Raw genomic sequence first — 24,032 nt, 5'->3', positions numbered from 1 at the left:
CCTGCATTCGCGGGCTGTGCGGCTGAGCCCTACTCGTTCCGCGCGATCGCGGTCAGCTTGGTCATGTTCCTGAGCAGGATGCGGCCACGCTGAAGATCGAGGATCGCTTCCTTGCGCCAGGCCTGGAGCTGGCGGTTGACGCTCTCGCGGGCGGCGCCGACGAAGACGCCGAGCTGCTCCTGCGAGATGTGGACCTCGGAACCGAAATCGGCGGCCAGCGCGCAGAGCCGCCGTGCGAGGCGCACCGGCAGCGGCTGCAGCATCGATTCCTCCATGCGCTCGCTCTGCCAGCGAATGCGCTGGCACAGCAATGCGATGATCTTGATCGCGACCTTCGGCTCGCGCTCGAGGAAACTGAGGAAATCTTCGCGCCGCAGCACGAACAATTCGCTGGCCTCGCCCGCGGTCGCATCCGCGGTCCGATTCTGGCCGTCCAGCACCGCGACTTCGCCGAACAGGTCGCCGGGGCCCATGAAATTGAGCGTCAGCCGGCTGCCGTCGGAGGCACCTGTCTCGATGCGGACCTGTCCGCGGCGCACGCCGAACAGCGCGTTGCCGGGATCGCCCTTCTGGAACAGCACCTCGCCATTCCCCAGATGCTGGGTGTGACAGAGATTGGACAGCCGCTGGAGCTCGTCTGCACCGAGATCCGCGAACATCGCGTTCATCTTCAAAATGACCGCAAATTCGGCCTGCTTGCTCATTTCAATGTCCTTGTGAAGTCCTGGTCAGTCATCTTGTCAGACGCTTGGCAAATCGCTTGAAACCATCACCATCAGGATCGCGTAAAACCGCGCCGGGGAAGTGTGTCATAAGTCACATAACTTTGCAGCACCCCCAGACTATTTTTACGCGCTTGGAGCCGCTTCCCGTCCGGGGATAAACTCGGCCGCGAAGGATGGATAACCGGCGGGATTCGACGCCGATTGTCCGTCAGTGGAAAGTCGAGATGAGAGCAGTAAAATTCGCCAGCGCGGCATTGGCCGCCGTCATCATCGTGATCGCACTCCTGCTGGTGGTCGGAATCCCCTCGGGCTTCCTGACGTCGACGATCGCCTCGCGCGTCGAGAGCGCGACCGGCTATCGTCTGTCGATCGACGGCACCACCAAGATCAGCCTGTGGCCGACGCTGAACGTCACCCTGAACGACCTCTCGCTTGCCGATCCCCGGGATCGCAGCGGCATCACGCGCCTGACGATCGACAGCGTGCAGGCCGACATGTCGCTCTCCAGCGTGTGGTCGGGCCGCCCTGAGATCCGCGAGCTGATCGTCACCCATCCGGTGCTTTACCAGCCGCTGCTGCGGGAGCGCCTGCCGAATGCGGGAGGCTCGTCGAGGCCGCCACTCGCGCTCGACGCGGATGGCGCGACCATCGACCGCGTCAAGATCACCGACGGCGAAGTCGCATTCTCGCGCGTGCGCGACCGCGTCGAGGGCCGCATCAGTGCCATCAACGCCGACGCGACCATCGGCCGCGACCGCAAGGTCAATGTCACTGGCACCGCGCGCGTCGGCGACCACCCGACCAAGTTCGACATCAAGGCGACCACGCCAGCGCCGCCGGCCGACCGGCCGACGATCCCGGTGGATTTCGCCATCGACATGCCCGACGTATTGAAGTCTCAGCTCAGCGGTCATGCCGAAATGCGAATGAACGGCGACGTCGTGATGATCAACGGCGTGAATGGCCGGCTCGGCGATGGCACATTCAACGGCTGGGCTTCGGTCGACATTGCCAGCAAGCCGCTGGTCAAGCTCGACCTCGACTTCCAGCGGCTGGCGATTCCGCTGGCGAAATCGCCGGAGGGCGCCGCCGGGCAGCCCTGGAGCAATGCGCCGATCGACGTCTCCGGGCTCAATTATGTCGATGCGCAAGTGCGGATCTCCGCGAACGAAGCCGTGATCGGTGATGCCCGCATCGCGCCTCTGGCACTCGATGCGAAGCTCGCCGGCGGGGTGCTGAAGGCGGGGACCGCCAATCTCGGCGCCTATGGCGGCCAGGTCTCCGGCGAGGTGATCCTCGATGCAACCACCGGCGCGCCGAGCTTTGCCATGCATTCCGATCTCGTCGGCGTGCGCGCGCTGCCGCTGCTTCAGGGCCTCGCCGAATTCGACCGCATCGACGGCAAGCTGCAGGCCAAGCTCGCCTTGCGCAGCGCGGGCGCCAGCCAGCGCGCGCTGATGGCGAACATGCAGGGCACGGCCTTCGTCAATTTCCAGGACGGCGCCATCCGCGGCATCAATGTCGCGCAGATGATCCGTTCGCTGACATCGGGCACGCTGTCCGGCTGGCAGGACAACCAGAATGCCGGCCAGGAGCAAAGCACCGACCTGTCGCAGCTTTCGGCCTCGTTCCGCATCGACAAGGGCCAGGCGGTGACGACCGATCTCAACCTGATCGGGCCGCTGGTGCGCGTCACCGGGGCGGGCACCATCGCCCTCGACACCAAGATGATGGGTTTTCGCGTCGAGCCGAAGCTGGTGATGACGACCGAAGGTCAGGGCCGCGCCAATGAGCCTGTTGGCTTCGGCATTCCCGTGATGATCCAGGGCAGCTGGTCGCAGCCCAAGATCTACCCCGACATGGCCGGCATGCTGGACAATCCCGACGCCGCTTATGCCAAGCTGCGCGAGATGGGCAAGGGCCTGTTCGGCCCTGACGGCGCCGGGCTCGGCAACATTCTGGGCAGCCTTGGTCTCGGCGGCACGACTGCGCCCGGCGGCAATGCGGCCGGCAACGCCAATCCGCAAGCCCAGCAGCCGGGCCAGAACAATCTGCTCGGCGGTCCGCTGGGGGAGGCGATCGGCAATTTGATTCAGCAGGGGCTGTCCAGCGGCGCGGCAAGCAGCACTGGCGCCGCGCCGGGCAGTGGCCGCAGCCGGAGCCTGCCGGCAACGCCGTCCACGCCGACACCGCAGGCCTCGCCCGCGGCTCCGGCCCTGGACGACCCGCCGGTCGCGCAGCAGGACAGTCAGCCAATGAACGACGTGCTGCGGCAACTCTTTAACCGGTGATTGGCGGACGGGCGGGCTTAGCTCCACGGCAATCCCCTTACATCAGCTTCCCCGTCATCGGCTTCCTCCGAACGGATGAGGCTGCGGCAACTCACCGGCCTTTCGCCGGCCCCCGCGTCCACAGGGAGTAACCACGCCGGCCGGTCCCCGGCCCGCGCGGCGGTCCTTTGCCCCAAATTGTGATAGAACGGCCGGGAAGGGCCTGCATGGCCCGTGAGCGCCGGCGTCGATGGCGGCGCGAGAGGATCGGGATGGCAGGAGCGAACGACAAGACACGGTTTCTGCGCGAGGGCCTGTTCGCCAAATACGTCGTCTCCCTCGTCGGCCTCGTCGTGTTCGTGCTCGCCGTCAACGGCGCGATGGAGACCTGGATCTCCTACCGCGCCACCAAGACCCAGCTGACTGACGGGCTGGAGGACAAGGCGCAAGCCGCCGCCCGGCGGATCGAGCAGTCGATCTCGGAGCTCGATCGCCAGATCAGCTGGGTGACGCGGGCGAGCCAGGACACCCTCGAAAAGCGCCGTGCCGACTACGCATCGCTGCTGCACCAGGTCTCGGTCGTCAACCAGCTGTTCCAGCTCAACGGCGAGGGCCGCGAGGTGCTGCGCGTCTCGCGCCAGTCGACCACCACCGGCAGCAATGCCGACCTCTCCCGCGACATGCGCTTCACCGACACCGTCGCCCGCGGCGTCAGCTATGCGCCGGCCTGGTTCGCCGACCGGACGCCATTCATGTCGATCTCGGTGGCGCATTCCGGCTTCAATGCCGGCGTCACCGTGGCCGAGATCGACCTCAGCTTTCTCTCCGACTTCCTGTCCGACGCGCAGGTCGGCAAGGCCGCCTTTGCCTATGTCGTCGATCCCCGCGGCCGCGTGCTGGCGACGTCGTCGAAAGGGCCGGATGTCGGCAAGGATTTGTCGAAGCTGCCGCAGGTGGCGGCCGCGATCGCGCCTGGCCATGAGGGCGACAGTTCGGGCACCGACTTCAACGGCCATGCGGTGATGAGCGCCGCGAGCACGGTGCCGAAACTCGGCTGGAGCGTGCTGTTCGAGCAGCCGACCACGCAGGCGCTGACGCCGATCCGCGACCAGCTGGTGCGCATCGCGCTCTTGATCGGCATGGGCCTCATGGTCGCGATCCTCGCCGGCACGCTGCTCGCGCGCCGCATGATCATCCCGATCACGGCGCTGCGCGACGGCGCCTACAGGCTCGGCGAGGGCGATTTCAATCACCGCATCGAAGTACGCACCTCGGACGAGCTGGAAGACCTCGCCGGTCAGTTCAACCGCATGGCCGGCCAGATCCAGGAGACCTATTCGGACCTGGAGACCAAGGTCGAGGAGCGCACGCGCGATCTGGCGCAGTCGATCAACGAGCTGAAGGTGCTGGAGGAGGTCGGCCGCGCCGTCGCCTCCTCGCTCGATCTCAACGCCGTGCTGCCGACGATCGCCGCGCGCGCGATCGAGATCACCCATGCCGATGCGGTGCTGATCTACGGCTTCGATGCCGAGACGCGCCGCTTCAACCTGGTCGAGGCCAACGGCATCGACAAATCCGCCGACGGCGCCCATGTCACCATCGACGAAGGCGAGAACATCCTGAGCGATGCCGCCGAAAGCGGCGAGCCGATCGCGATTGCCGAACTCGGCGCCGCCGCCGAGCAGCCGCTGCGCGAGGTCGCCATCGCGGCCGGCTTCCACTCGGTGCTGGTGGTGCCGCTGGTCGACCAGCAGGGCACGCTCGGCTCGCTGGTGGTGCTGCGCCGCGCGAACGGCGAGTTCGCCGCCAGCATCATCGGCCTGATGCGCACCTTCGCCAACCAGGCCGTGCTGGCGATGCGCAATGCGCGGCTGTTCACCGAGGTCGACCACAAGAGCCACGCCCTGGAGACGGCGAACGAGACCGTGCGCGCCCAGGCCGACAAGCTGCGCGAGCAGACCGAGCAATTGAAGAACTGGAACAAGTCGCTGGAGGAGCGCGTCAAGACCCAGCTCGGCGAGATCGAGCGCATCCGCAAGCTCGAGCGTTTCCTGGCGCCGCAGGTGGCGCAGCTGATCGCCTCCTCCGACAGCCCGGAAGGACTGCTCACCAGCCAGCGCCGCGAAGTGACCGTGGTGTTCTGCGATCTGCGCGGCTTCACCGCGTTCACGGAAGCGACCGAGCCGGAAGAGGCGATGAACGTGCTGCGCGAATATCACGCCGCGCTCGGCAAGCTGATCTTCAAATATGAGGGCACGCTCGACAAATATGCCGGCGACGGCGTGATGATCCTGTTCAACGCGCCGATCCAGTTCGAGGACCACACCAAGCGCGCCGTGAAGATGGCGGTGGAGATGCGCGACACCATCGGCCCGCTGACCGAGCGCTGGCGCAACCGCGGGCACAGCCTCGGCTTCGGCATCGGCATCGCGGTCGGCTATGCCACGCTCGGCCAGGTCGGCTTCGAGCAGCGGCTGGAATATGCCGCGATTGGCAGCGTCACCAACCTCGCCTCGCGCCTGTGCGGCGAGGCCAAGCCCAACCAGATCGTGGTGAGCCGCCGCGTCTACGGCATCGTCGAGCCCTGGGTGGAGGCGCGCGCCCTCGACGATCTCCAGCTCAAGGGTTTCAATCACCCTGTGCTCGCCATGGAGATCTTGAACTGGCGCGAGGAAGTCGAGAACGTGGTGGATGCCTCGGCGGTGCGACGAAGGGGGTAAAGCTGGCGTTGGCGCTGGTGTAGCCCGGATGGAGCGAAGCGAAATCCGGGGTCGTGCCACAAGCGACGGCAGTCCCGGATTGCGCTTCGCTCCATCCGGGCTACAGGCCCTTGTATCGCTCACCGACAGTATTTCACGATCCCGCGGCACATTGCGCCCGGGTTTTGCTTGGGTCACGGCACCCTTCAAAATGGAAGGGCGCAGGGAAGACCGGGCACCGGCTGGCACCCGCAAGACCCCTGTGCATGAGTGCGTGGTATTCGCTCACAGGGGAGAAACAGGTGCGGCCGAATGCCCGGCCTTCCCTGCGCAGTGGTTGAAACGGCTTATGTCGCGCTCTCGCCGGTGAGTCGATCCCTTTGCCACCGTCGTCTTGCAGCTTTCGAGGGATGCGCAGGTCCGGTCGGACCAGCGCACCGCTGCAAGACTTGACGCCGGATATTCGGGCGTCACGACCACACGATTTTGCCGTACGCGAGGCAAGCACCGTCGTACACGCGCCCGCTGATCGCTCACGGGGATACCCCGCCCTGCGACCGCATCTGGCGCCAACGCCACCCGCGTCCACCGCCCCTCATCCCACGAACCCTGACGATCGCGATCCGTCCCTTACCATGGGATGAGTTGGGAGGAGCATAGGGTGTTTCGTTTTTCCAGTAAAGCGAATTTTGGATTATTCGAATGACAAATTCGGATATCGAGCAAACAACCCCATGCACAGTAGACGGGGGTTGTCGGATCAATGGGTTATGAGAGACAGTCGAGGCGACCGACCTCTATCTGGACGACCACAGCTACAGGTGACCCATGCTGACGACGAAGCGCAAGCCGGCCACGGTCGGCGATCCTCATCGAGCGACGTCGATCCGCTCGATGACGGGCGCTGTGGGGACAGTGGACTCCGGGGTCGTCCCGGCGTTCGCCGGCACGACAGCGGAGCTTGAGGCGACGGCGGTGCCGACAATCCCCTTCCCCCGAACCATATCCCTTCTCCCCGCGACTAACCCTCGCCTCAATGGCGAGCAATTCCAATGGAGACCACCTGTGGCGCTTGCCTTGCCTTCGCGCGCTTATGACTTGCAGATGCTGGACCGTCCCGCCGATCGCGCGCGTGACCACGGCTGGGTCTTTGGCCTGCCGCCGGGCATCAGCAGCGAGCAATGGCCGCTCGATCCCGTCACCGGCTATCCGCTGATGCACGGCTTCACCTTGCTGCTGCCGGAGGATTACCGCGTCCATGGCGAGGACATCGTCGCATTGTCATTCTTTGCCACCGCGCCCGATCACAATGACGGCGGCGCGCCCGATGACCCTGAAATCCGCGAGGCCGTGCAGGCGCGCACCTCGCATCCGCGGCTGTCGCGCATGACCGATATCCTCGACTACGAATATGCTGCGCTGCTGCTGACCAGGGCCGAATATGACGGCCCGTTCGCGACACCGCCGGCGCCGCTTGCGCTGGCGACGGCCGACCGGCCGCGCTGGCTCGATATCGGCGGCGCCAGTGCCTTCTTCGAGACCGCCGCGCCGTTCGCGCAGAAGATGTTCGCCGGCCCGCCGCGTGCCGAGCTGGCCGCGAACCTCGCGATCGCGCTGACACCGCGCGCAACCGATCCCAACGCCGGCAAGGCTCCGCAGGACCCGCACATTCCGCGCGACCCGCCGACCGGCTATCAGTCCTACTACTACTTTGAGGGCGGCGTCCCGACCGCCGACAATTACCGCCTGCACGATTGGTGCAAGGACCACGCCCGCAACCATCTCGGCGGCACCATGCGGCCGTGCCAGGCGGTGCCGGAGATGAGCCCGTTCTACATCGAGTTCGAGGAATATTTCGGCGGCTACAATTTCGGCAGTGGCAACGCGCAGCTCGACTTCAAAGACATGAAGTTCGACTGGGCGTGCGACTGATCACGCCCCCCGCTTCGGCCCGATCGCCTCGAAGCCGGCCTTCTGCTCGTCGCTCAAGTCGGCCTCGAAATCGTCGAGCGCATCGGTGACGCCGTTCACGGCTTGCAGCATCGTCTCCAGCCGCGCCTTTGCGGCGGTGAGGCGCGCCTGCGGAGTCGCAGCGGCTTCCGCCGGGCAGGCGCTCAGCGTCTGCATCGTGCGCAGCGTGGTGTCCTGCAGCACCTCGAAGCGGGCGCGGGCGGTCTCGTCGAGGCGGAGCGTGGTGGCAATGTCGCCCGCGGGCCATTGCTGCTGCACGAGCTGCTCGTACTGCCGCTGCAGCTTCTCGTCATAGCGCGGATCGCTGTCGGGGTCGCAGGCGTTTGAGGCCTGCGCATCCTTGCTCGTATCCTTGCTCGTATCTTTGCGCTGCATGGCCGCGAGCGCGGCGCGGCGCTCATTGCCGAGAGCGTTGAGCCGGGCCTTCTGATCGTCATCGAGCGACCTGGTAAACTTCGCCAGCGGCGCCTCGATGGCGTCGGTTGCCTTGATCATGGCCTCGAGCCGCTCGCGCATCAGGCCGAGGCGCTCCGCCGCGGTCGCGGGCACTTGCGATGGGCAGGCGGCACGGATGCTGTCGCGGGCTTCGCTCCAGGCATTTACGAGCTCGTCGAGCGTGGTGCGTTGCAATTCGTTGGGCTGCACGGTGGCGGCGATGCGATCCACCGGAAAGCCGGGGGGATCGCTGGCATCGCAAACGTTCTGCGCCGACGGAATTCGGCGCGCGCGTTTGCCTTGCGGTGCGGTGTAGGCGGCTAGCTCGGTCGCCGCATAGGGCGCGAAGAGCGCGGCGTAGATGTCGCCATAGCCGTAGAGCGAGAGGCTGGTCGCATCGCCGAACACCACGGCATTGGTGAGGTCGTCATGCGCGAACGGCCAGAACACCGGCCCGACCCAGCCGTAGCTGCCGTCGGGATGGCGCCACCAGCCCTGCGGGCGGCGACCGCCCTGCCAGCCCGACAGCGCCGCTTGCGCGGTGAGCGCCGCGCGCAGGACGTAAGGGTTGGCTGGCTGGCCGCGCTCGGCCCCGCGCGGATCTTGTGATCTCAACGCGGCGGAGCGGTATCGGCCGCCCCGAACTGCCATGCGGGAATGGCGCAGCCGCGACATGCCGATCATGTGGCCGACGGCGAAACGGGCGACACCAAACGGGCCGCCACGCAATCCGAACTGCGCTTCAGCCTTACCGGGCAGCAGCAGGGCCGCAATCAGGATGGTCGCGCCCGCCAGCGCCAGTCCCACGCGTCCTGACACGACCGCTGACCTGACCAATTCGGCCTCCTCCCAGCCAAGCGCGCACTGCGTCGCATTGAGATGACGCGCCGGGGAACCAAATGTTCCTTGGGGATACAGGGCAAAGCGTCGCGGTTGATCTCCCAGGCTGGGCAATTGCCTGTGGTGCAGGATCGGCGCTCGGCTTCCTCACCCGCAAGCGGGAGAGGAAGAGCAAGACCGCCCCCTCACTCCGCCTTTTGCGGCATCACAAACGTCTGGCCGGGATAGATCAGATTGGGATTGTGGATCTTGTCGCGGTTGGCCTTGAAGATCACGGCGTAGCGGGCGCCGTCGCCATAGGCGAGCCGGCTGAGTGCCCACAGGCTGTCGCCGCGGGAGATCACCCGGCTGCCTGTCTCTGCCGGCGCAACGCTGAGGGCGTCCGCCGGCGAGGCAGATGCAACGGTCGTCGCCGCCGGCGCCCTCGCCATGACCCGGGGCTTCGGCGCGCCGCCCAGCCTCGGCCGGACCGCGGGCCTGTCGGATGCCGAGGCGGGGTGCGGCGAGGCCGACTGCAGGGATGCCACGACATCCGATTTGTCGTCCGGCTTCTCGGCCTGCTTCGTATCTTGCCTCACGTCTTGCCTCGCGACCGGCGCCGGACGCGCGGGCGGCGGCGCCACCTCGGCGATGGTCACCGGCATGGTCCGGCTGGACTGCGTGACCGTGCCATCCGGCGCCCTGGCGCGGAGCGTCAATTCATAGGAGCCGGCGGGAAGCTGCGGCGGGGTCATCACGAACTGGCCCGAGGCGTCGGCAGTCACCGTATCGAGCGGCTTGCCGTCGCGCAGCAGCTCGACCGTTGCCCCCGGCGCGGCCTGGCCCGCGATCACCGCGGCCTCGCCGTGATCGTCGACGCGGGCGACGTCGAAACGGGGGCCGGTGTCGGCGACCGCCGGCGATGGCTTGACCGGTGCAAGATCGGCGAGCGCGGCCGTGACCTGCTTCTGGGTCTCGGCCAGCGCCCCCGCCTTCGGCTCGGGGGCTGGTGCGGGCGCAGGCGGCGTGGCGGCGGCAAGCTTTGGCTGTTCCGGTTTGGATTCTTCCGGTTTCGGGGCCGGCTTGAGTTCGGCCTTGGCCTCGACCTTGGGTTCGACCTTGGGTTCGACCTTGGCCTCGGGCGTGGCTGCGACGACGGTCTTGGTCCCGTCCGGCAGCAGGCGGCGCAGCTCGGTCGGGCCGATCACCAGCACGGTGCCGACCAGGGCGAGCAGGCAAAGAGCAATGAAGGCCTTGGATGCGGTCATCATCGGAAAAGAACCTTGGATGGCAAATCAGCCGAGGGGGCAAGGTGCGCCGAATTGGCTGCGGCAGCAAGACGGTCGATGGGATGAGACCGCCGTCCCCGCACTCAGGGATGAACCGGTGCCACCCCGCCGGCGTCAAATCACGCGAGACTGAATCGCGGCATTTTTTGAGGAATTTTCCCGTGACCGCATTTTGCCGTTCCGCCCCAAATCTGGCGCTCGGTCTGACCCTGGCCCTCGGGCTGGCGCTTGCCCTGACGCTCACAGCTTCCCCAGCGCTCGCAGCCTCCGGCCCGCCGCCGGGCTTCGTCCTCACCGACAATGCCGACCTCGCCTTCACCTCGCCCGACGGTGCCACCAGGCTCGAGCAATACATGAAGGACAGTGAAGACCTGTTCGAGGTCAAATGGCAGGTCTGGGCGCGACGCGGCGACCAGATGACGGAGCTGAAACCGGAGCAGGGCTACGGCGCGGGCTTCCGCTTCACCAGCGACTCGCAATGGCTGGTGCGGATGCAGAAGACCGGCTCAGGCTCGCAGGATCTGTTTCTCTATCATGTCGAGAACGGCGCCTTCGTCAGCGCGACGAAACAATCACTCAGCGATCTCGCTTGGGCCTATTTCCACAGCCGTGCCGACACGAAGAAGATGAAGCTCGACTACCATATCTCGGCCAATCTGATGAAGGGCACCGAAACTGCCTATCGCTGGCTCGGCGTTGACTGGCCCAACAACCGCTACCTCCTGATCTCGCTGTCGGGCGAAATGGACAAGCATCCGAAGAACGTCGCCGTGAAAGGGCTCGCGGACTGGAAATGCCGCTATGACCTCAAGACCGGCCAGTTCGATGTCCCCAAGATGTTCGCCAAGGGCAACGCGGAAGCGCTGAACTGGGAGATCAAGCGGTGAATGGTGGTCTCGTAGGGTGGGCAAAGCGTAGCGTGCCCACCGATCACGTTGGATGATGCGGATAGGGGTCGTGGGCACGGCGCGAAGAGCGCGCCTTTGCCCACCCTACGGCAGCTTCCGCGATCGATGGAACCAACCCACTGATTCCGTTCCGATTCATAGTTCCCTAACCTTCGCTGGTAACGGGGTCTTGTCGGTTTTGCTGCACCTTGCATCCCACGGGAGGGCTGCATGGGCACATCGATCCGATGGACCGCGCGCATGCGCGCGCTGCTCCGTCGCTGGCGGGGAGCGCCACTGACATGGCTGATCGTCGGCGGCTTCGTGCTGATGGCCGCGACCGCAATCGGCACCGCGCTCACCGTCGACCGCTTCCGGCAGAATGCGATCGAGAGCGGCCGCGACAGCCTTGAAAACACCGTGCGCCTGCTGGCCCGGCATTTCGACCGCGAGTTCGAGGATTTCGCGGTGCTGCAGAAGAGCATCATCACCGAGCTCGAGAGCCGCGGCATCGAATCCGCCGACGTCTTCCGCAGCGAGATGGGCACGCTCGCCATGCACGAGGTGCTGCGTGCGAAAGCCAGCGGCTGGGCCGACGTTGCCGGCGCCAATGTGTTCGATGCCAGGGGCTTGCTGATCAACTCGTCGCGGCGCTGGCCGGTCGCCAACGTCTCGGTCGCGGACCGCGGCTATTTCAACCGCCTCAAGAACGATCCGACCGCGCAGGAGGACGTGGAGGTGGTGCACGGCCGGATCGGCAACGGACCGGCGATCGTGTTCGCGCGGCGCGTGTCCGGCCCGCATGGCGAATTCCTTGGGGTGGTCTCGCGCGCGATCGCGCCCGAGCAGCTCGAATCCTTCTTCGCCTCGACCGGGCTCGGCGAGGAATCCTCGATCGCGATGCACCACCAGAACGGCCAATTGCTGGCGCGCGTTCCGCGCGTCGATGCGATGATCGGGCATAACTTTCGCAAGGGCACGCCGGAGCAGATGGCGGTGTTCGACCGCACCTTCGTCTCGATGCAGATCGCCAGCCCGATCGACGGCAAGGACCGCATCGTCGCCTCGCGCCTGCTCGCCGGCGAGCCGCTGGTCGTGGTCGCGACCAAGTCGCTGGATGCGACGCTTGCGACCTGGCGCACGCAAACGAAATTCTTCGTCACCATCGCCGTGCTGTCGATCAGCCTGCTGGTGCTCACGCTGTTCCTGATCTTCCGCCAGGTGACGCACCGGCTCTCGCTGGAGAAACAGCGGCTCGACACCGCGATGAACACGATGACGCAAGGACTCCTGATGTTCGATCAGGACGAGCGGCTGATCGTCTGCAACCGGCGCTACATCGAGATGTACGGCTTGTCCCCCGAGGTGGTGAAGCCCGGCGCCACTTTCCGTGACGTGATCCGGCACCGCCACGACACCGGCTCGTTCCACGGCGACGTCGAGACCTATTGCGACGACATTCTGAGCCATATCGGGCGCACCCAGAGCGCCATCGTGGAGACCGCGGATGGCCGCCTGGTCGAGATCAAGAACCAGCCCGGCGCCGCCGGCGGCTGGCTCGCGACCCACGACGACGTCACCGCGCGCATCCGCGCCGACGAGCGCATCGCGCATATGGCGCATTACGACGCGCTGACCGACCTGCCCAACCGCGTGCTGCTGCGAGGCCATCTGGAGCGGCGCGTCGCCGAGCTCAGCCAGGGCAAGCCGTTCGCCATCCTCTATATCGACGTCGACGAGTTCAAGGGCGTCAACGATTCGCTCGGACACGAGGTCGGCGACGAGTTGCTGCGGCAGGTGGCGAACCGGCTGCGCGCCTGCGTTTCCGGCAACGACCTCGTCGCGCGGCTCGGCGGCGACGAGTTTGCCATCGTCAAGGCCGGCACTCGCGATCCGGCCGAGCTGTCGGCGCTGGCGGAAGATATCCTCAAGGCGCTGCGCGCGCCGGTGGACTGCAAGGGCCAGGACATCCCGACCGATGCCAGCATCGGCATCGCGATCGCGCCCGACCACGGCGACAATCTCGACGACCTGCTCAAGCGCGCCGATCTTGCGATGTATGCGGCGAAGTCGGAGGGGCGCCGCACCTACCGCATCTTCACGCCGGAATACGACGCCAAGGCGAGGCTGCGCCGTCAGCTGGAGCTCGATCTGCGTCAGGCGCTGGCTCGCGGCGAGTTCGAGGTGCACTACCAGCCGCTGGTCGATCTCGCGGCCAATGTCGTGACCGGCTGCGAAGCGCTGCTGCGCTGGCGTCATCCCGAGCGCGGCATGGTCTCGCCCGCGGACTTTATTCCCGTGGCGGAAGACACCGGGCTGATCGGGGAGATCGGCGAGTGGGTGCTGAAGCAGGCCTGCCGTGAGGCCGCCTCCTGGCCCGGCCAGATCCACATCGCCGTCAACGTCTCGCCGGTGCAGTTCCGCACGCGGACGCTGGCGCTGAAGGTCGCGGCCGCGCTCGCAGAGTCCGGACTTGCGCCCGGACGGCTCGAGCTCGAGATCACCGAGACCGTGCTGATCCGCGACGACGAGGAGGCGCTGACGATCCTGCAGCAGCTGCGCGAGCTCGGCGTGCGTATCGCGCTCGACGATTTCGGCACCGGCTATTCGTCGCTGAGCTATCTGCACCGCTTCCCGTTCGACAAGATCAAGATCGACCGCAGCTTCATCAGCGACATCGGTCAGTCCGAAGATTCCTCGCCGATCGTGCAGGCCGTGGTGCACATGGCCGCCGCGCGCCACATGGCGACGACCGCCGAAGGCGTCGAGACCGAAGCCCAGCGCGAGGTGCTGCGCCAGCTCGGCTGCAGCCAGATGCAGGGCTGGCTGTTCAGTCCGGCGGTGCCGGCGTCGAAATTGAAGCAGCTGCTGGCGACGCAGGCGGTTGCGGCTTAGCGGCGCCACGTCTGGCTTTAGGGTCAAATCCGGACTTGATGAGCCGCACCCCTGCTCAACAAACTCATGGTTGCTGGCTTGCCTCGCTCGTTACCGTGAGGAAGTGCTTGATCGACTCTAAGGCGTCAATGGCTGGAATACTCTCGCAGGCCTGGGCGCTTGAACACCAGGGATACGGCAAGGCCGCGAGCCATTGCATGATCGGCTTCGACATCTCGGCTGGAAGTACACTCATGACTTCGATTTCGATCGCGAGCTTCTCGACGCGGCCGCCATGGCCGGAACCGAAGCGCCAGTCATAGCGTCCGCAGCCGACGCGAACCGCACCACCTTGCCTTGCCGACATCCCGACGAGCCAATCGCAACGGAAACGCGGTAGCTGCTGTGAGGTCGGACGGGAGAGGCAAAAAGTCCGGACGTTCTGGTATTGATCGCCGAAGCTCGTCACCAGTACTTCGGTAACTTGCTCCAGCCCTTTTGCGGAGCTTGGGAATGAGATGGCGTCGGTCTTTACGACCATCTCCAATTCGCAGTCTGAGGCAAAGGCGTCCCTCATCATCTGCGGTCGATTGCCATCCTTTGCAAAGACGTACGTGCTGATCGCGTCGGCGGCGCTGATGGGTGCGGATGGGCTCATTCAATTTCCCCTGGCACATCCAAGCCGGACCAAAGCCGGCGCCGGCGATTGAAGCTGAACAAGCCAATCGAGACAAGGCTTCAAGGCGTCCGCAAAGGGTCACAGGCGGTCGTCGCCGACGACGCCTGGCGCGGGCTCAGAGCTTCTGTTTTGCCGCGGTGATCTCGACGAGCTCCGCGTCGGGGTGGCTGACGATGGTGGCGACCATGATGCCGCTGATAATCAGCGACCAGGCGGTGTTCCAATAAATCCAAAACACGAGCCAGCCTCCGTTTTGATCTGTCACGCCCGCGGGACCGGGGTAACGGCACAGCGATGCCGCCGTTCCCGACTCGCGGCGCGGCACGGCCGCGCGGCGAGGCGCTATTTTGATTTGGTCGGCGGCGAGGCGTGATCGGTTTGGCCGGTGTGGCGCTTTGCCACGACGTCCTCATCGTGTTCGCCTTGGTGTGGGCGCGGCGGCGACTTGGGCTGGCCGGCTTGACCGCCATGCTTGCCGCCCATGTCGGGCTTACCTTCGAGATCGTTTTCACGGGGCATGTCGGTTCAATGCGCTCGCGCGGCATTGGTTCGCCTTGCGCCCGCCGTTTTCGCCTGTGAACGAGTTCATAGGATTGCCGCGGTTTGCAGTGCACGATTCCGGGTGCCCCGCGACTTCATGACAGCGACGGATTCGACCAGATGCGGAAACGGCTCATCGCCTGGACCATCCTGACGTCCGCTCTGGTTGCGGTCGCGGTCTGGGCCGTGCTCGGACCACCCGCGCATCCGTCCAGCCCGCATCTGCCCTCCCGAACCGCGGCGATGCGGTAGTCCCTCCCCGGCGACCGATACAATTTCGGCATCGATCAATCCCAACTGGAATTTGGTGCGGCGGCGCGCCGCCCGCTATCCTCGCCGGCAAAACGACAAGGCCGCGACCGGCCCTCAGGAGGAGCCCATGTTGAGACCGACCCGACGCATCGCATCCAAAGCGCCACGCGCTGCAATCGCCACCACCCTGTTCGCAGTCCTCACTCTCATTTCTGGAGTCCACGCCGGCATGGCCGAGACCTTCGCCTATGTCGGCAACGCCGACAGCAACGACATCAGCGTGTTCAAGATGACCGAGAGCGGCGAGATGATTCCGGTGCAGACGGCCGCCTTCAAGGGCGTCGACAAGCCCGGCTCCTCGACGCCGCTCGCGATCACGCCCGACCACCGCGTGCTGATCGCCGGTGTCCGCTCGCAGCCGTACCTCGCGGTGAGCTTTGCGATTGATCCCAAAACGGGCCAGCTCAGCCATATCGGCAACGGGCCGCTCGCCGACAGCATGGCCAATATCGCGATCGACCGCAGCGGCAAGTTCCTGTTCAGCGCCTCCTATGGCGGCAACAAGGTCGCGCTGAATCCGCTTTCCGCCAACGGTGTCGCCGGCGAGCCGAAACAGGTGATCCCGACCGGGCTGAACGCGCACGCCTTCCTGCCCTCGCCCGACAATCGCTTCGCGTTCGCGACCAATCTCGGCTCCGACCAGGTGCTGGCCTTCGCGTTCGATGCCACGGCCGGTACGCTGACGCCGAGCGATCCGCCAGCCCACAAGGTGCCGGAGAAATCGGGCCCGCGGCACTTCGTATTCCATCCCAATGGCAAGTTCGTCTATCTGATCCACGAGTTGAACGGCGACGTCGCCGCGTTCACCTACGAGGCCAGGAGCGGCGCCTGGGACGAGATCCAGCGCACCACCGCACTGCCGGAGGGCTTTAACGGAAAAGAGTCTGATAAGAAGCCTTGGGCCGCCGACATCCACATCACTCCGGACGGCCGCTTCCTCTACGCCTCCGAGCGCACCACCAACACGCTCACCGCCTACAAGGTCGATGCGGCCAGCGGCAAGCTGACCACGATCGGCAGCGTGCCGACCGAGAAGCAGCCGCGCGGCTTCCACATCGATCCGACGGGGCGCTACCTCGCCGCGGTCGGCGAGCTCTCCGATAGCATGACGGTCTATGCGATCGACCAGGGCAGCGGCGCGCTGGCCAAGCTGAAATCCTACCCCACCGGCAAGAAGCCGAACTGGGTGGAGTTCCTGAACCTGCCGTGAGGGGCGCCGCCGCCGACCTACGTAATCATCCGTAATTTCGGAAAGCGCGCCTTGTCGTCATATCATCGGTCATGGACCGTCAGATCGTCTTCAAATGCCCGCAGACCGGCATGAACGTGCAGCATCGGCTCGGCGACGAGCCGGCCGACCGCACGCATGTGTCGGTGTCCTGTCCGGCCTGCACGCGCCTGCATTTGATCGACCGGGCCAACGGCAAGCTGCTGGGTGAGCGCCGCGGCTGACGGGCCGTTTACGCCCGCGCCGCGACCTGTGCCGTTGACCGATGAGAGGACCGTGATCGACGGCACTTTGGAGTAGTGCCGACCCGCGGCGCGCCGCCCGGGAAATGCGAACCTGTTCTCCAATCCCGCGACTAATCAAAGGCTTGCTGCGTCGGCCCGCGGTGGCGTGGCCTTCTTTTTGGGACAACGCTGCCGTAGTCCGCAGCCCTGCCATCTGCTATCGATTGGAGGCATAGAACCCGTGGAATTTCCGATGCGTCATTTGCCCCGTGCCGTCGTTCGAAGCCTGTGTCCCGCAGCCGTCGCCGGCATGCTCATCCTCGGTCCATATCCGGCCCGAGCCGCCGATGACGACGCGCCCAAGGGGCCGGCGGTCACGGTGCTGAAAGTCGCAAAGTCCTGCTTCTCCGACATCGTCGAGGCCACCGGCACGATCATCGCGCGGGAGGAAACGTCGGTGCGGCCCGAGCGTCCGGGCCTGAAGGTCACCGACGTGCTGGCGGAAGCCGGCGACACCACCACCGCCGGCCAGGTGCTGGCGCGGCTGGCGCTCCCCGAGGGCGGCACCCTGCAGGTCACCGCGCCGGTGGCGGGCGTGATCGCGACGTCGACCGCCCAGATCGGCAACTTCGCCTCGGCCAAGGGCGAGGCGCTGTTCACGATCGTGGCGCGCAGCGAATACGATCTCGTCGGTCTGGTGGCGACCACCGATATGCGCAAGCTCGCGGTCAATCAGCCGGCGACCGTGCGGATCGGCGGCGCCGGCGACATCGACGGCAAGGTGCGCCGCATCGGCCCGACCGTGGAGCCGAACATCCAGCAGGGCATGGTCTATATCGGCATCTCCTCGCAGAAGCGTCTGCTGCTGAAGGCGAGCGGACGCGCGCTGATCAAGACCGGGCAGAGCTGCAATGTCGCGGTGCCGCTGACCGCCGTGCAATATTCATCCGCCGGCACCGTGGTGCAGGTGATCCGCCGCAACCGGGTCGAGACCAAGCGTGTCGAGGTCGGATTGATGTCGGGCGGCAATATCGAGGTCCGCGACGGCCTCAACGACGGCGATGTCGTCGTCGCCCGCGCCGGCGCGCTGCTGCGCGAAGGCGATCCGGTACGGCCGGTGATGGCCGCGGAAGCAGCGAAGTAGCCGGCGGTCTCGTAGGGTGGGCAAAGCGAAGCGTGCCCACGTCTTCTATCGAAATGACGGAGAAAAATGGTGGGCACGGCGCTTTGCGCCTTTGCCCACCCTACGAGAGCTCGCGCGCCCTCGAAAAAACTAGCCGCCGGCTTCGCCGAAATGGACGTCTTCGAGCAGCGAGGAGGAGACGGTCGGGACCTGGTCGCCTTCGCTGGCGCGGGAGATGGCGACGCGGGTCTTGTTGAAGACGCTTTCGGCGCTGCCCTTTGCACTGAGGTTGTTCAGGAACTCGCTGACCAGCACGCTGTGCTCGCCCTTGCCGTCGTCGACGACCTTGCCGGGCGAAGCCGAGGACAGGATCAGCGCATTGTCGGACGCGTTGATCGGCGCGAGGCCGTGGCTGTAGGAGCGGAAGCGACGCTCGTAAGGGTTACGGCGAGAGGCATCGACGACGACGAGCTTGGCCTTGGCGCCCTGCTCCTTCATCATGTCGATCACGCCGTCGATCGAGACGCCCTGGCGGCGGACGTCGCTTTCCTTCCAGATCACGGCATCGACCGGCAGCATGTAGCTCTCGCGTCCCGCCTGCACGCCGTAGCCGCCGAAGAACAGCATGACGACGGTGTCGCGCTTGATCCGGGACTTCAGGCGATTGACGGCGCGGACCATGTCGTCCTTGGTCGCGTCTTCCACCATGTCGACGTCAAAACCGTTCTTGCGCAGGGACGAGGAGAGCGCGCGGGCGTCGTTGATAGACTGCGTCAGCGGCGCGCTGGCGTCGGGATAATGTCCATTGCCGATGACGAGGGCGAGGCGCGAGGTCTGGGCGATCGAGCCCGTGATCTGGTCGGTCGAGACGGCCTTGGCGGCGTCGATCGCGCGCATGTTCAGAGCAGCATGGGCGCCGATCACGAGCGACACCGTGCCGATGAGGGCCGCGGCCAACGCGATCGTGCGTCGGGAAATGTCGAGCTGCCTAACATTCATCTCGCTTCATTCCTGTCAGTGCCAAAGACCAGCCAAGCGCGCGCACACTGTTTGAGTAGCGCGATAGCGTCTTTAGGTTTGAGGGATTGGCCGGGGATGTGCCCCCGAATTGCGCGCAATTTGCGGCGCCGCACCAAACAAACCCTTAACCGGATATCGCCTCCCCGGCAATAGATTGCCCAAAAATTGAGCTAAGCGACTGAAGATGTTCGTTAATTCTCCAAGCTAGATTTGTGCGTTTTTGCCCCTGGCACCCCATTTCGAGCCTCGATCATGCAGCCTTCGTGCCGGCTTTTTCCGTGACCTCCATCACATTTGTATTTCCTGCGAATCCGGGTAGCCTTTTCAACGACTTGGCAAGGGGGCGGCGCGCAGATGGGAGTGTGCCGGCCCCCGACCAAGGCCCCGCGACCAGGTATTTCATGAGCCTTCATTATTTTGCCGGCGCCGCCTGCCGGGCGCTGACCGCCCGGAAGGACGGCCCCTCGCTTTACGACGTCTGCGACCCCGTATTGTCTGTTACGGCCAGCGGCGATCCGCATCTGGCCAAATTCTACAAGACCGCGCTCGGCAATCCCGCGTTGCGGGTGCTGCTGCGGCGGGCTGGACTGCCCGAGCTGCGTGACGAGGCCAGGCTGACGGCGCTGCGCGAGGCGCTGGTTCGCGCCCGCGACGAGGCCGAGCCCGATTGGGCGGCGGTCGGCCAGCCGGTCGCCGATCTCGTCGACAGCATCGCGCTCGACCACCCCAAGCCGCCGCCGGCCATGTTCACCGGCTCCGCGCCGCCAGAGTCGCAGATCGAAGGCGTGATCCGCGACTGCGCGCAGCATCTGCTCGGCTCCTACCGCAAGAACGGTTTCCTGCCGACCTACGCCGCCTTCAACCTGATCGGCGATCCTGACTTTCGCGGCCGCGAGCTGACCATGGCGCTCACGGGCCTCAACGCGCGCGGCTACAAGAATTCCTCGCTGCTGTTCAACCTCGCCCGCGTCTTCATCGCGCGCTCGCCAGCCCGGGCCGTCGTCAATCCTCCCTGGCGAGGGGTCGCCGAGCCGATGTGGGAACCGGTTCAGATCCGCCACCGCTCGGCCTATTACGATGCGTTCTTCATCGAGGCGCTGCTCAGCTATGGCGAGACCGGGCTCGCCTCCCAGGCCGACAAGATTGCGGCCGAACGCGCCATCGCCGACATGGTGAATTTTTGCGTCAACATCAGCCGCGAGGAGGTCGAGGGCATCGACGGCGCGCGCTTCAACGTCGTCACCGCCTTGGCGCCTCCGCCGCATCCGCGCTTTTCGCGTTACTTCGCGCAGATCAAGCAGGATCTCGGCTTCGGCGTCTACGTGCCGGATTGCGACACCACGGCGTGCTCGATCTCGGCCGCGACGCAGGCCGGCTGCCTTGATGAGATCATCGACCAGCCGCTGCTGGATTTCTACGCCGGCTACCAGGTGCGCGCCGGCGTCAACGAACCGCGCGTGACCGTGCCGCTCAACGACAATATCGACTATGAGGGCGGCGTCGCGACCTGGATCGACAACCTCAAGGGCGAGCGTCCCTATGGCAACGATCTCGATCCGACGCTCAATCTCGACATTCTCGAGGTGAGCTTTCGCAACCTCGCGCGCTGGAAAGTCCTGGAGACGCCGTCGCGGCTCGCCACGGTGCATCGCATCATCGGCTTCCAGAAGAGGCTGGCGGCGAGCGGCGCCTTCGCCAATCCGCGCTCGCACATCTATTATCTGCCCGAGCTCTACAGCGCGTATTTCGGCCGCTGCTATGCGGCGTTCCTGGCACTGCCGCTGGCCGCGCAGGCCGCGATCGATCCCGCCGGCGATTTCGACTTCATCCGCCATCGCGTGCTGTCCTACGTCAAGGGCGAGCTGATGGCCGCTGAGATGAACGTGTTCGACGCGGCGCTGGCGCTGATCGCGCTCGGCCATCTCGGCGCCGACCCGCGCGCCTTCGCGCCGGCGCTGAACGTGATCGTCGCCGGTCTCGGCGAAGGCGGCCGCCGCGGCCCGTTCCGCGCCTATGAGTGGAACAAGATGAAGACGCCGACGCGGATTTTGGTGGGCGGCCCGGAGGTGACGTCGGCGTTCGTGCTGATGGGGCTGGCGGTGGCGAAGCGGGCGATGACGGGGCGGGGGTAGGTTTCGTGCCCGGACGCAGATCTCGTAGGGTGGGCAAAGGCGCGCTCTTCGCGCCGTGCCCACGATCTCTCGCCACGAAAGACATCGTGGGCACGCTTTCGCTTTGCCCACCCTACGGGACCTTCGACCAATGACGGGAAGTTGAAAGCCTATCTGTTAGGCATACGCTGGCCCGACGGCCAAAAGCCGACCACAATTGCGCGATCTATCGAGATTTTCATCACACGCGGACCGGCATGCTGCGAAAAATCCTGATTGCGCTGTCCTTGCTCGCCCTGCCCTCGCTGGCTGAGGCCACCGACATCACCGGCATGGCCAAGGTCCGCGCCGGCGATGCTGTCGTGATCGGCAACATGCGGATCCGGCTCGGCGGCATCGACGCGCCTGCGGTCGACCAGCTCTGCCTCAACACCAAAAGCGAGCGCTGGACCTGCGGCGTCGCGGCGCGCGACGAGCTCGCCAAATATGCCGAGGGCAAGAGCTGGGTCTGCCACACCCGTTCAATCGACCGGCGCGGCCGCACTGTGGCGCGCTGCGAGGTCGGCGGCGAGGACATCCAGAAATGGCTGGTGCGCAGCGGCTGGGCGCTTGCCTACACCCGCATCTCCAAGGACTACGAGCCCGACGAGGCCGCTGCGCGCGAGGCAAAAGCCGGGATGTGGCAGGGTGCCTTCATCGCGCCCTGGGACTGGCGCGTCCGCAACAAGAAGACCGCCATCCTCGGCGCCACCAAGCCGCCCGACGGGGCGCATGCGGTGCTGCTCGCCTCGGCCTCGGGACCGGTCGCGCCTTCCCCGGACTGCACCATCAAGGGCAACGTCAACAGCGCCGGCGAGTGCATCTTTCACCAGCCGACCAGCCGCTGGTACACCCAGATCAAGATGAAGATCAGCAAGGGCACTCGCTGGTTCTGCTCGGTCGAGGAGGCGGAAGCCGCCGGCTGCCGCGAGACCAAGAGATGAGAGCCCCAGACCTGCGTTTTGCGTGCTTTTCTTGGGGGTTCACGGCGCGTAAAACGTGAATCAGCAAACCCACCAGTCCGTTCTCAAGCAACAAGGACCAACAGCAATGACCGTTCGCGCGGGCCGGGAATTTCTGGCCATCCCCGGGCCCACCACGATGCCCGACGAGGTGCTGCGGGCAATGCACCGTCCGGCGATCGACATCTACTCCAAGGAGATGCTCGACCTGACCGAGAGCCTGCTCAGTGACATCTCGAAACTGTTTGCGACCAAGGGCAAGTCCTACATCTACATCGCCAACGGCCACGGCGCCTGGGAAGCAGCGCTGAGCAACGTGCTGTCGCGCGGCGACAAGGTGCTGGTGCTGGAGAGCGGGCGCTTCGCGATCGGCTGGGGCAATGCGGCAGCGCTGATGGGCGCCGAGGTCGAGGTGCTCAAGGGCGACTGGCGCCGCGCAGTGCGGCCGCACGAGGTCGAGGAGCGCCTGCGCCGCGACAAGGAGCACACCATCAAGGCCGTCGTCGTGGTCCAGGTCGATACGGCCTCGGGTGTGCAGAACGACATCGAGGCGATCGGCAAGGCGATCAAGGCGAGCGGCCATCCGGCGCTGTACATGGTCGACACTGTCGCCTCGCTCGGCTGCATGCCGTTCGAGATGGACAAATGGGGCATCGATGTTGCGATGTCGGGCTCGCAGAAGGGCCTGATGACGCCGCCCGGCCTCGGCTTCGTCGCCGCCAATGCGCGTGCGCTCGAGGTGCACAAGAAGGCCGACATGTCGACGCCCTATTGGAGCTGGAGCGAGCGCGAGGGCACCGAGAATTACCGCAAATACGCCGGCACCGCGCCGGTGCACCTGTTGTTCGCGCTGCGCAAGGCGATCGACATGCTGCACGAGGAAGGCCTCGAGAACGCCTTCCGCCGCCACAGCCTGCTCGGCGAAGCCGCACGCCGCGCGGTTGGCGCATGGTCGGAAGGCCAGGTGCTCGGCTTCAACGTGGCGGAGGCCAACGAGCGCTCCAACACCGTGACCACGGTGACCATGAGCAACGGCCACGATCCCGCGGTGCTGCAACGCTATTGCAAGGACAAGTGCGGCGTCGTGCTCGGCACCGGCATCGGCGACCTCTCGGGCCAAGCCTTCCGCATCGCCCATATGGGCCACGTCAACGCGCCGATGTTGCTCGGCACGTTAGGGGTGATCGAGATTGGCCTGAACGCCCTGAAGATTCCGCACGGCAAGGGCGGACTGGAAGCGGCGGTGTCGTATCTCGGCGAAGAGGTGGCGGTGTAGGGCGCCAGCCACAAACGCCACTGTCGTCCCTGCGAACGCAGCGCTCCTTTCTTCCTTCTCCCCTTGTGGGAGAAGGTGGCGCTAAGCGCCGGATGAGGGGTTGTCTCCGCAAACTCAATTTCGAGATCGATTCGCGGAGAGATACCCCTCACCCGTCTCGCCGCTCCGCGGCGAGCCACCCTCTCCCACAGGGGGCCTGTTGCGTTATCGGTCTTGGAGGCTGAGGACATGAGGAGAGAGGGCCGTGGTTACGGCAATTGCCAGCCAAGTCTGTAGTGGTCGCCCTCGGCGGGCGGCTCAGGCCGCGATCGTGGCCCACCGCCTCATGTTGAAGGCGATCGAGGCGAGCAGGACCTGCCCGCTTGCCTTCATCAGACCAACGTAGCGGATGCAGGTCAGTCGCATGCGGCGTTTGAGAGTGGCGAAGGTGGTCTCGACCTGGGCTCGCCGGCGCGCGATGAGGCGGTTGTAGCGTTTGAGCCTTGGCGGCAGTTCCGGATGATGTCTGTTGGGACGGAACGCGATGCGGGGCTTTTTGCCTTCCGCTTT

The 24,032-nt window shown here is 65.7% G+C and carries 20 protein-coding genes; 13 read left to right on the top strand and 7 right to left on the bottom strand.

What is annotated here, in order from left to right; genetic code table 11:
• Positions 1-29: 29 nt before the first annotated feature.
• Positions 30-704 (bottom strand): Crp/Fnr family transcriptional regulator, encoded by a 675-nt coding sequence (locus tag GGD61_RS32735; RefSeq protein WP_018321583.1) that lies wholly within the window; start codon positions 702-704, stop codon positions 30-32.
• A gap of 245 nt (positions 705-949) precedes the next feature.
• Here GGD61_RS32735 and GGD61_RS32730 point away from each other — a divergent pair, with 245 nt between their 5' ends.
• The 3 genes from GGD61_RS32730 (at position 950) to GGD61_RS32720 (ending at position 7,626) form a co-directional block, all read left to right on the top strand.
• Complete coding sequence (locus tag GGD61_RS32730) at positions 950-3,016, top strand: AsmA family protein (protein ID WP_092261380.1); 2,067 nt, start codon at positions 950-952, stop codon at positions 3,014-3,016.
• A 251-nt stretch (positions 3,017-3,267) separates the two neighbouring features.
• Positions 3,268-5,715 carry an adenylate/guanylate cyclase domain-containing protein gene (locus tag GGD61_RS32725; protein WP_092261381.1) on the top strand — a complete coding sequence of 816 codons (2,448 nt, stop codon included), beginning with the start codon at positions 3,268-3,270 and terminating at the stop codon, positions 5,713-5,715.
• A 1,083-nt stretch (positions 5,716-6,798) separates the two neighbouring features.
• Positions 6,799-7,626: a hypothetical protein gene (locus tag GGD61_RS32720; RefSeq protein ID WP_210311273.1), complete on the top strand. Its 828-nt coding sequence runs from the start codon at positions 6,799-6,801 to the stop codon at positions 7,624-7,626.
• Here GGD61_RS32720 and GGD61_RS32715 read toward each other — a convergent pair whose 3' ends face one another.
• Both GGD61_RS32715 and GGD61_RS32710 read right to left on the bottom strand, forming a co-directional pair.
• Positions 7,627-8,937: a Spy/CpxP family protein refolding chaperone gene (locus tag GGD61_RS32715; RefSeq protein ID WP_092261383.1), complete on the bottom strand. Its 1,311-nt coding sequence runs from the start codon at positions 8,935-8,937 to the stop codon at positions 7,627-7,629.
• A gap of 188 nt (positions 8,938-9,125) precedes the next feature.
• Positions 9,126-10,190: a LysM peptidoglycan-binding domain-containing protein gene (locus GGD61_RS32710; RefSeq protein ID WP_092261384.1), complete on the bottom strand. Its 1,065-nt coding sequence runs from the start codon at positions 10,188-10,190 to the stop codon at positions 9,126-9,128.
• A 179-nt stretch (positions 10,191-10,369) separates the two neighbouring features.
• On the opposite strand from GGD61_RS32710, the gene GGD61_RS32705 reads away from it, so the two are divergent.
• Both GGD61_RS32705 and GGD61_RS32700 read left to right on the top strand, forming a co-directional pair.
• Positions 10,370-11,095 (top strand): hypothetical protein, encoded by a 726-nt coding sequence (locus tag GGD61_RS32705; protein WP_409362480.1) that lies wholly within the window; start codon positions 10,370-10,372, stop codon positions 11,093-11,095.
• A gap of 231 nt (positions 11,096-11,326) precedes the next feature.
• Positions 11,327-13,990 carry an EAL domain-containing protein gene (locus GGD61_RS32700; RefSeq protein ID WP_092261385.1) on the top strand — a complete coding sequence of 888 codons (2,664 nt, stop codon included), beginning with the start codon at positions 11,327-11,329 and terminating at the stop codon, positions 13,988-13,990.
• A gap of 64 nt (positions 13,991-14,054) precedes the next feature.
• Here GGD61_RS32700 and GGD61_RS32695 read toward each other — a convergent pair whose 3' ends face one another.
• Positions 14,055-14,627, bottom strand: a complete 573-nt coding sequence (locus tag GGD61_RS32695) for a hypothetical protein (protein ID WP_092261386.1) — start codon at positions 14,625-14,627, stop codon at positions 14,055-14,057.
• Positions 14,628-14,763: 136 nt separating this feature from the next.
• A complete protein-coding gene (locus GGD61_RS41315) occupies positions 14,764-14,886 on the bottom strand; it encodes a hypothetical protein (protein WP_283806130.1) in 123 nt (40 codons plus the stop codon).
• 131 nt (positions 14,887-15,017) lie between these two features.
• Here GGD61_RS41315 and GGD61_RS32690 point away from each other — a divergent pair, with 131 nt between their 5' ends.
• The 5 genes from GGD61_RS32690 (at position 15,018) to GGD61_RS32675 (ending at position 18,096) form a co-directional block, all read left to right on the top strand.
• A complete protein-coding gene (locus GGD61_RS32690) occupies positions 15,018-15,227 on the top strand; it encodes a hypothetical protein (protein WP_177237380.1) in 210 nt (69 codons plus the stop codon).
• 81 nt (positions 15,228-15,308) lie between these two features.
• Positions 15,309-15,440 carry a hypothetical protein gene (locus GGD61_RS41310; RefSeq protein WP_256375113.1) on the top strand — a complete coding sequence of 44 codons (132 nt, stop codon included), beginning with the start codon at positions 15,309-15,311 and terminating at the stop codon, positions 15,438-15,440.
• A 127-nt stretch (positions 15,441-15,567) separates the two neighbouring features.
• The gene (locus GGD61_RS32685) at positions 15,568-16,710 is read left to right on the top strand and encodes a lactonase family protein (RefSeq protein WP_177237381.1); all 1,143 of its coding nucleotides are present in this window, start codon (positions 15,568-15,570) and stop codon (positions 16,708-16,710) included.
• A gap of 71 nt (positions 16,711-16,781) precedes the next feature.
• Entirely contained in the window at positions 16,782-16,952 is a 171-nt protein-coding gene (locus GGD61_RS32680) for a hypothetical protein (protein ID WP_018321596.1), read from the top strand.
• A 253-nt stretch (positions 16,953-17,205) separates the two neighbouring features.
• Positions 17,206-18,096, top strand: a complete 891-nt coding sequence (locus tag GGD61_RS32675; protein ID WP_177237382.1) for an efflux RND transporter periplasmic adaptor subunit — start codon at positions 17,206-17,208, stop codon at positions 18,094-18,096.
• A gap of 129 nt (positions 18,097-18,225) precedes the next feature.
• On the opposite strand, the gene GGD61_RS32670 is transcribed toward GGD61_RS32675, so the two are convergent.
• Positions 18,226-19,074, bottom strand: coding sequence for a caspase family protein (locus tag GGD61_RS32670; RefSeq protein WP_018321598.1), 849 nt, complete (start codon positions 19,072-19,074; stop codon positions 18,226-18,228).
• A 422-nt stretch (positions 19,075-19,496) separates the two neighbouring features.
• Between GGD61_RS32670 and GGD61_RS32665 the strand changes: the two genes are divergently transcribed.
• From GGD61_RS32665 to GGD61_RS32655, 3 genes are all read left to right on the top strand, one after another.
• The gene (locus GGD61_RS32665; RefSeq protein ID WP_183231892.1) at positions 19,497-21,227 is read left to right on the top strand and encodes a hypothetical protein; all 1,731 of its coding nucleotides are present in this window, start codon (positions 19,497-19,499) and stop codon (positions 21,225-21,227) included.
• A 236-nt stretch (positions 21,228-21,463) separates the two neighbouring features.
• Complete coding sequence (locus tag GGD61_RS32660; protein WP_092261390.1) at positions 21,464-22,189, top strand: thermonuclease family protein; 726 nt, start codon at positions 21,464-21,466, stop codon at positions 22,187-22,189.
• Between the two features lie 106 nt (positions 22,190-22,295).
• Positions 22,296-23,483: an alanine--glyoxylate aminotransferase family protein gene (locus GGD61_RS32655; protein WP_092261391.1), complete on the top strand. Its 1,188-nt coding sequence runs from the start codon at positions 22,296-22,298 to the stop codon at positions 23,481-23,483.
• A 297-nt stretch (positions 23,484-23,780) separates the two neighbouring features.
• Here the strand turns inward: GGD61_RS32655 and GGD61_RS32650 are convergent.
• On the bottom strand, positions 23,781-24,032 hold a 252-nt coding region (locus GGD61_RS32650; protein ID WP_183231075.1), incomplete at its 5' end, for a transposase.

Origin of the sequence: Bradyrhizobium sp. SBR1B (genome assembly GCF_014198205.1) — a bacterium.
GTDB lineage: Bacteria > Pseudomonadota > Alphaproteobacteria > Rhizobiales > Xanthobacteraceae > Bradyrhizobium.
The sequence above is the reverse complement of the archived record's forward strand: the minus strand, read 5'-3'. Positions and strand labels throughout refer to the sequence as shown.

Bases quoted from the DNA above. Each gene is read 5' to 3' on its own strand.
- GGD61_RS32735 (WP_018321583.1), bottom strand. From the start codon at position 704: ATGAGCAAGCAGGCCGAATTTGCGGTCATTTTGAAGATGAACGCGATG.
- GGD61_RS32730 (WP_092261380.1), top strand. From the start codon at position 950: ATGAGAGCAGTAAAATTCGCCAGCGCGGCATTGGCCGCCGTCATCATC.
- GGD61_RS32725 (WP_092261381.1), top strand. From the start codon at position 3,268: ATGGCAGGAGCGAACGACAAGACACGGTTTCTGCGCGAGGGCCTGTTC.
- GGD61_RS32720 (WP_210311273.1), top strand. From the start codon at position 6,799: ATGCTGGACCGTCCCGCCGATCGCGCGCGTGACCACGGCTGGGTCTTT.
- GGD61_RS32710 (WP_092261384.1), bottom strand. From the start codon at position 10,190: ATGATGACCGCATCCAAGGCCTTCATTGCTCTTTGCCTGCTCGCCCTG.
- GGD61_RS32700 (WP_092261385.1), top strand. From the start codon at position 11,327: ATGGGCACATCGATCCGATGGACCGCGCGCATGCGCGCGCTGCTCCGT.
- GGD61_RS32695 (WP_092261386.1), bottom strand. From the start codon at position 14,627: ATGAGCCCATCCGCACCCATCAGCGCCGCCGACGCGATCAGCACGTAC.
- GGD61_RS41310 (WP_256375113.1), top strand. From the start codon at position 15,309: ATGCGGAAACGGCTCATCGCCTGGACCATCCTGACGTCCGCTCTGGTT.
- GGD61_RS32685 (WP_177237381.1), top strand. From the start codon at position 15,568: ATGTTGAGACCGACCCGACGCATCGCATCCAAAGCGCCACGCGCTGCA.
- GGD61_RS32680 (WP_018321596.1), top strand. From the start codon at position 16,782: ATGGACCGTCAGATCGTCTTCAAATGCCCGCAGACCGGCATGAACGTG.
- GGD61_RS32675 (WP_177237382.1), top strand. From the start codon at position 17,206: ATGCGTCATTTGCCCCGTGCCGTCGTTCGAAGCCTGTGTCCCGCAGCC.
- GGD61_RS32670 (WP_018321598.1), bottom strand. From the start codon at position 19,074: ATGAATGTTAGGCAGCTCGACATTTCCCGACGCACGATCGCGTTGGCC.
- GGD61_RS32665 (WP_183231892.1), top strand. From the start codon at position 19,497: ATGAGCCTTCATTATTTTGCCGGCGCCGCCTGCCGGGCGCTGACCGCC.
- GGD61_RS32660 (WP_092261390.1), top strand. From the start codon at position 21,464: ATGCTGCGAAAAATCCTGATTGCGCTGTCCTTGCTCGCCCTGCCCTCG.
- GGD61_RS32655 (WP_092261391.1), top strand. From the start codon at position 22,296: ATGACCGTTCGCGCGGGCCGGGAATTTCTGGCCATCCCCGGGCCCACC.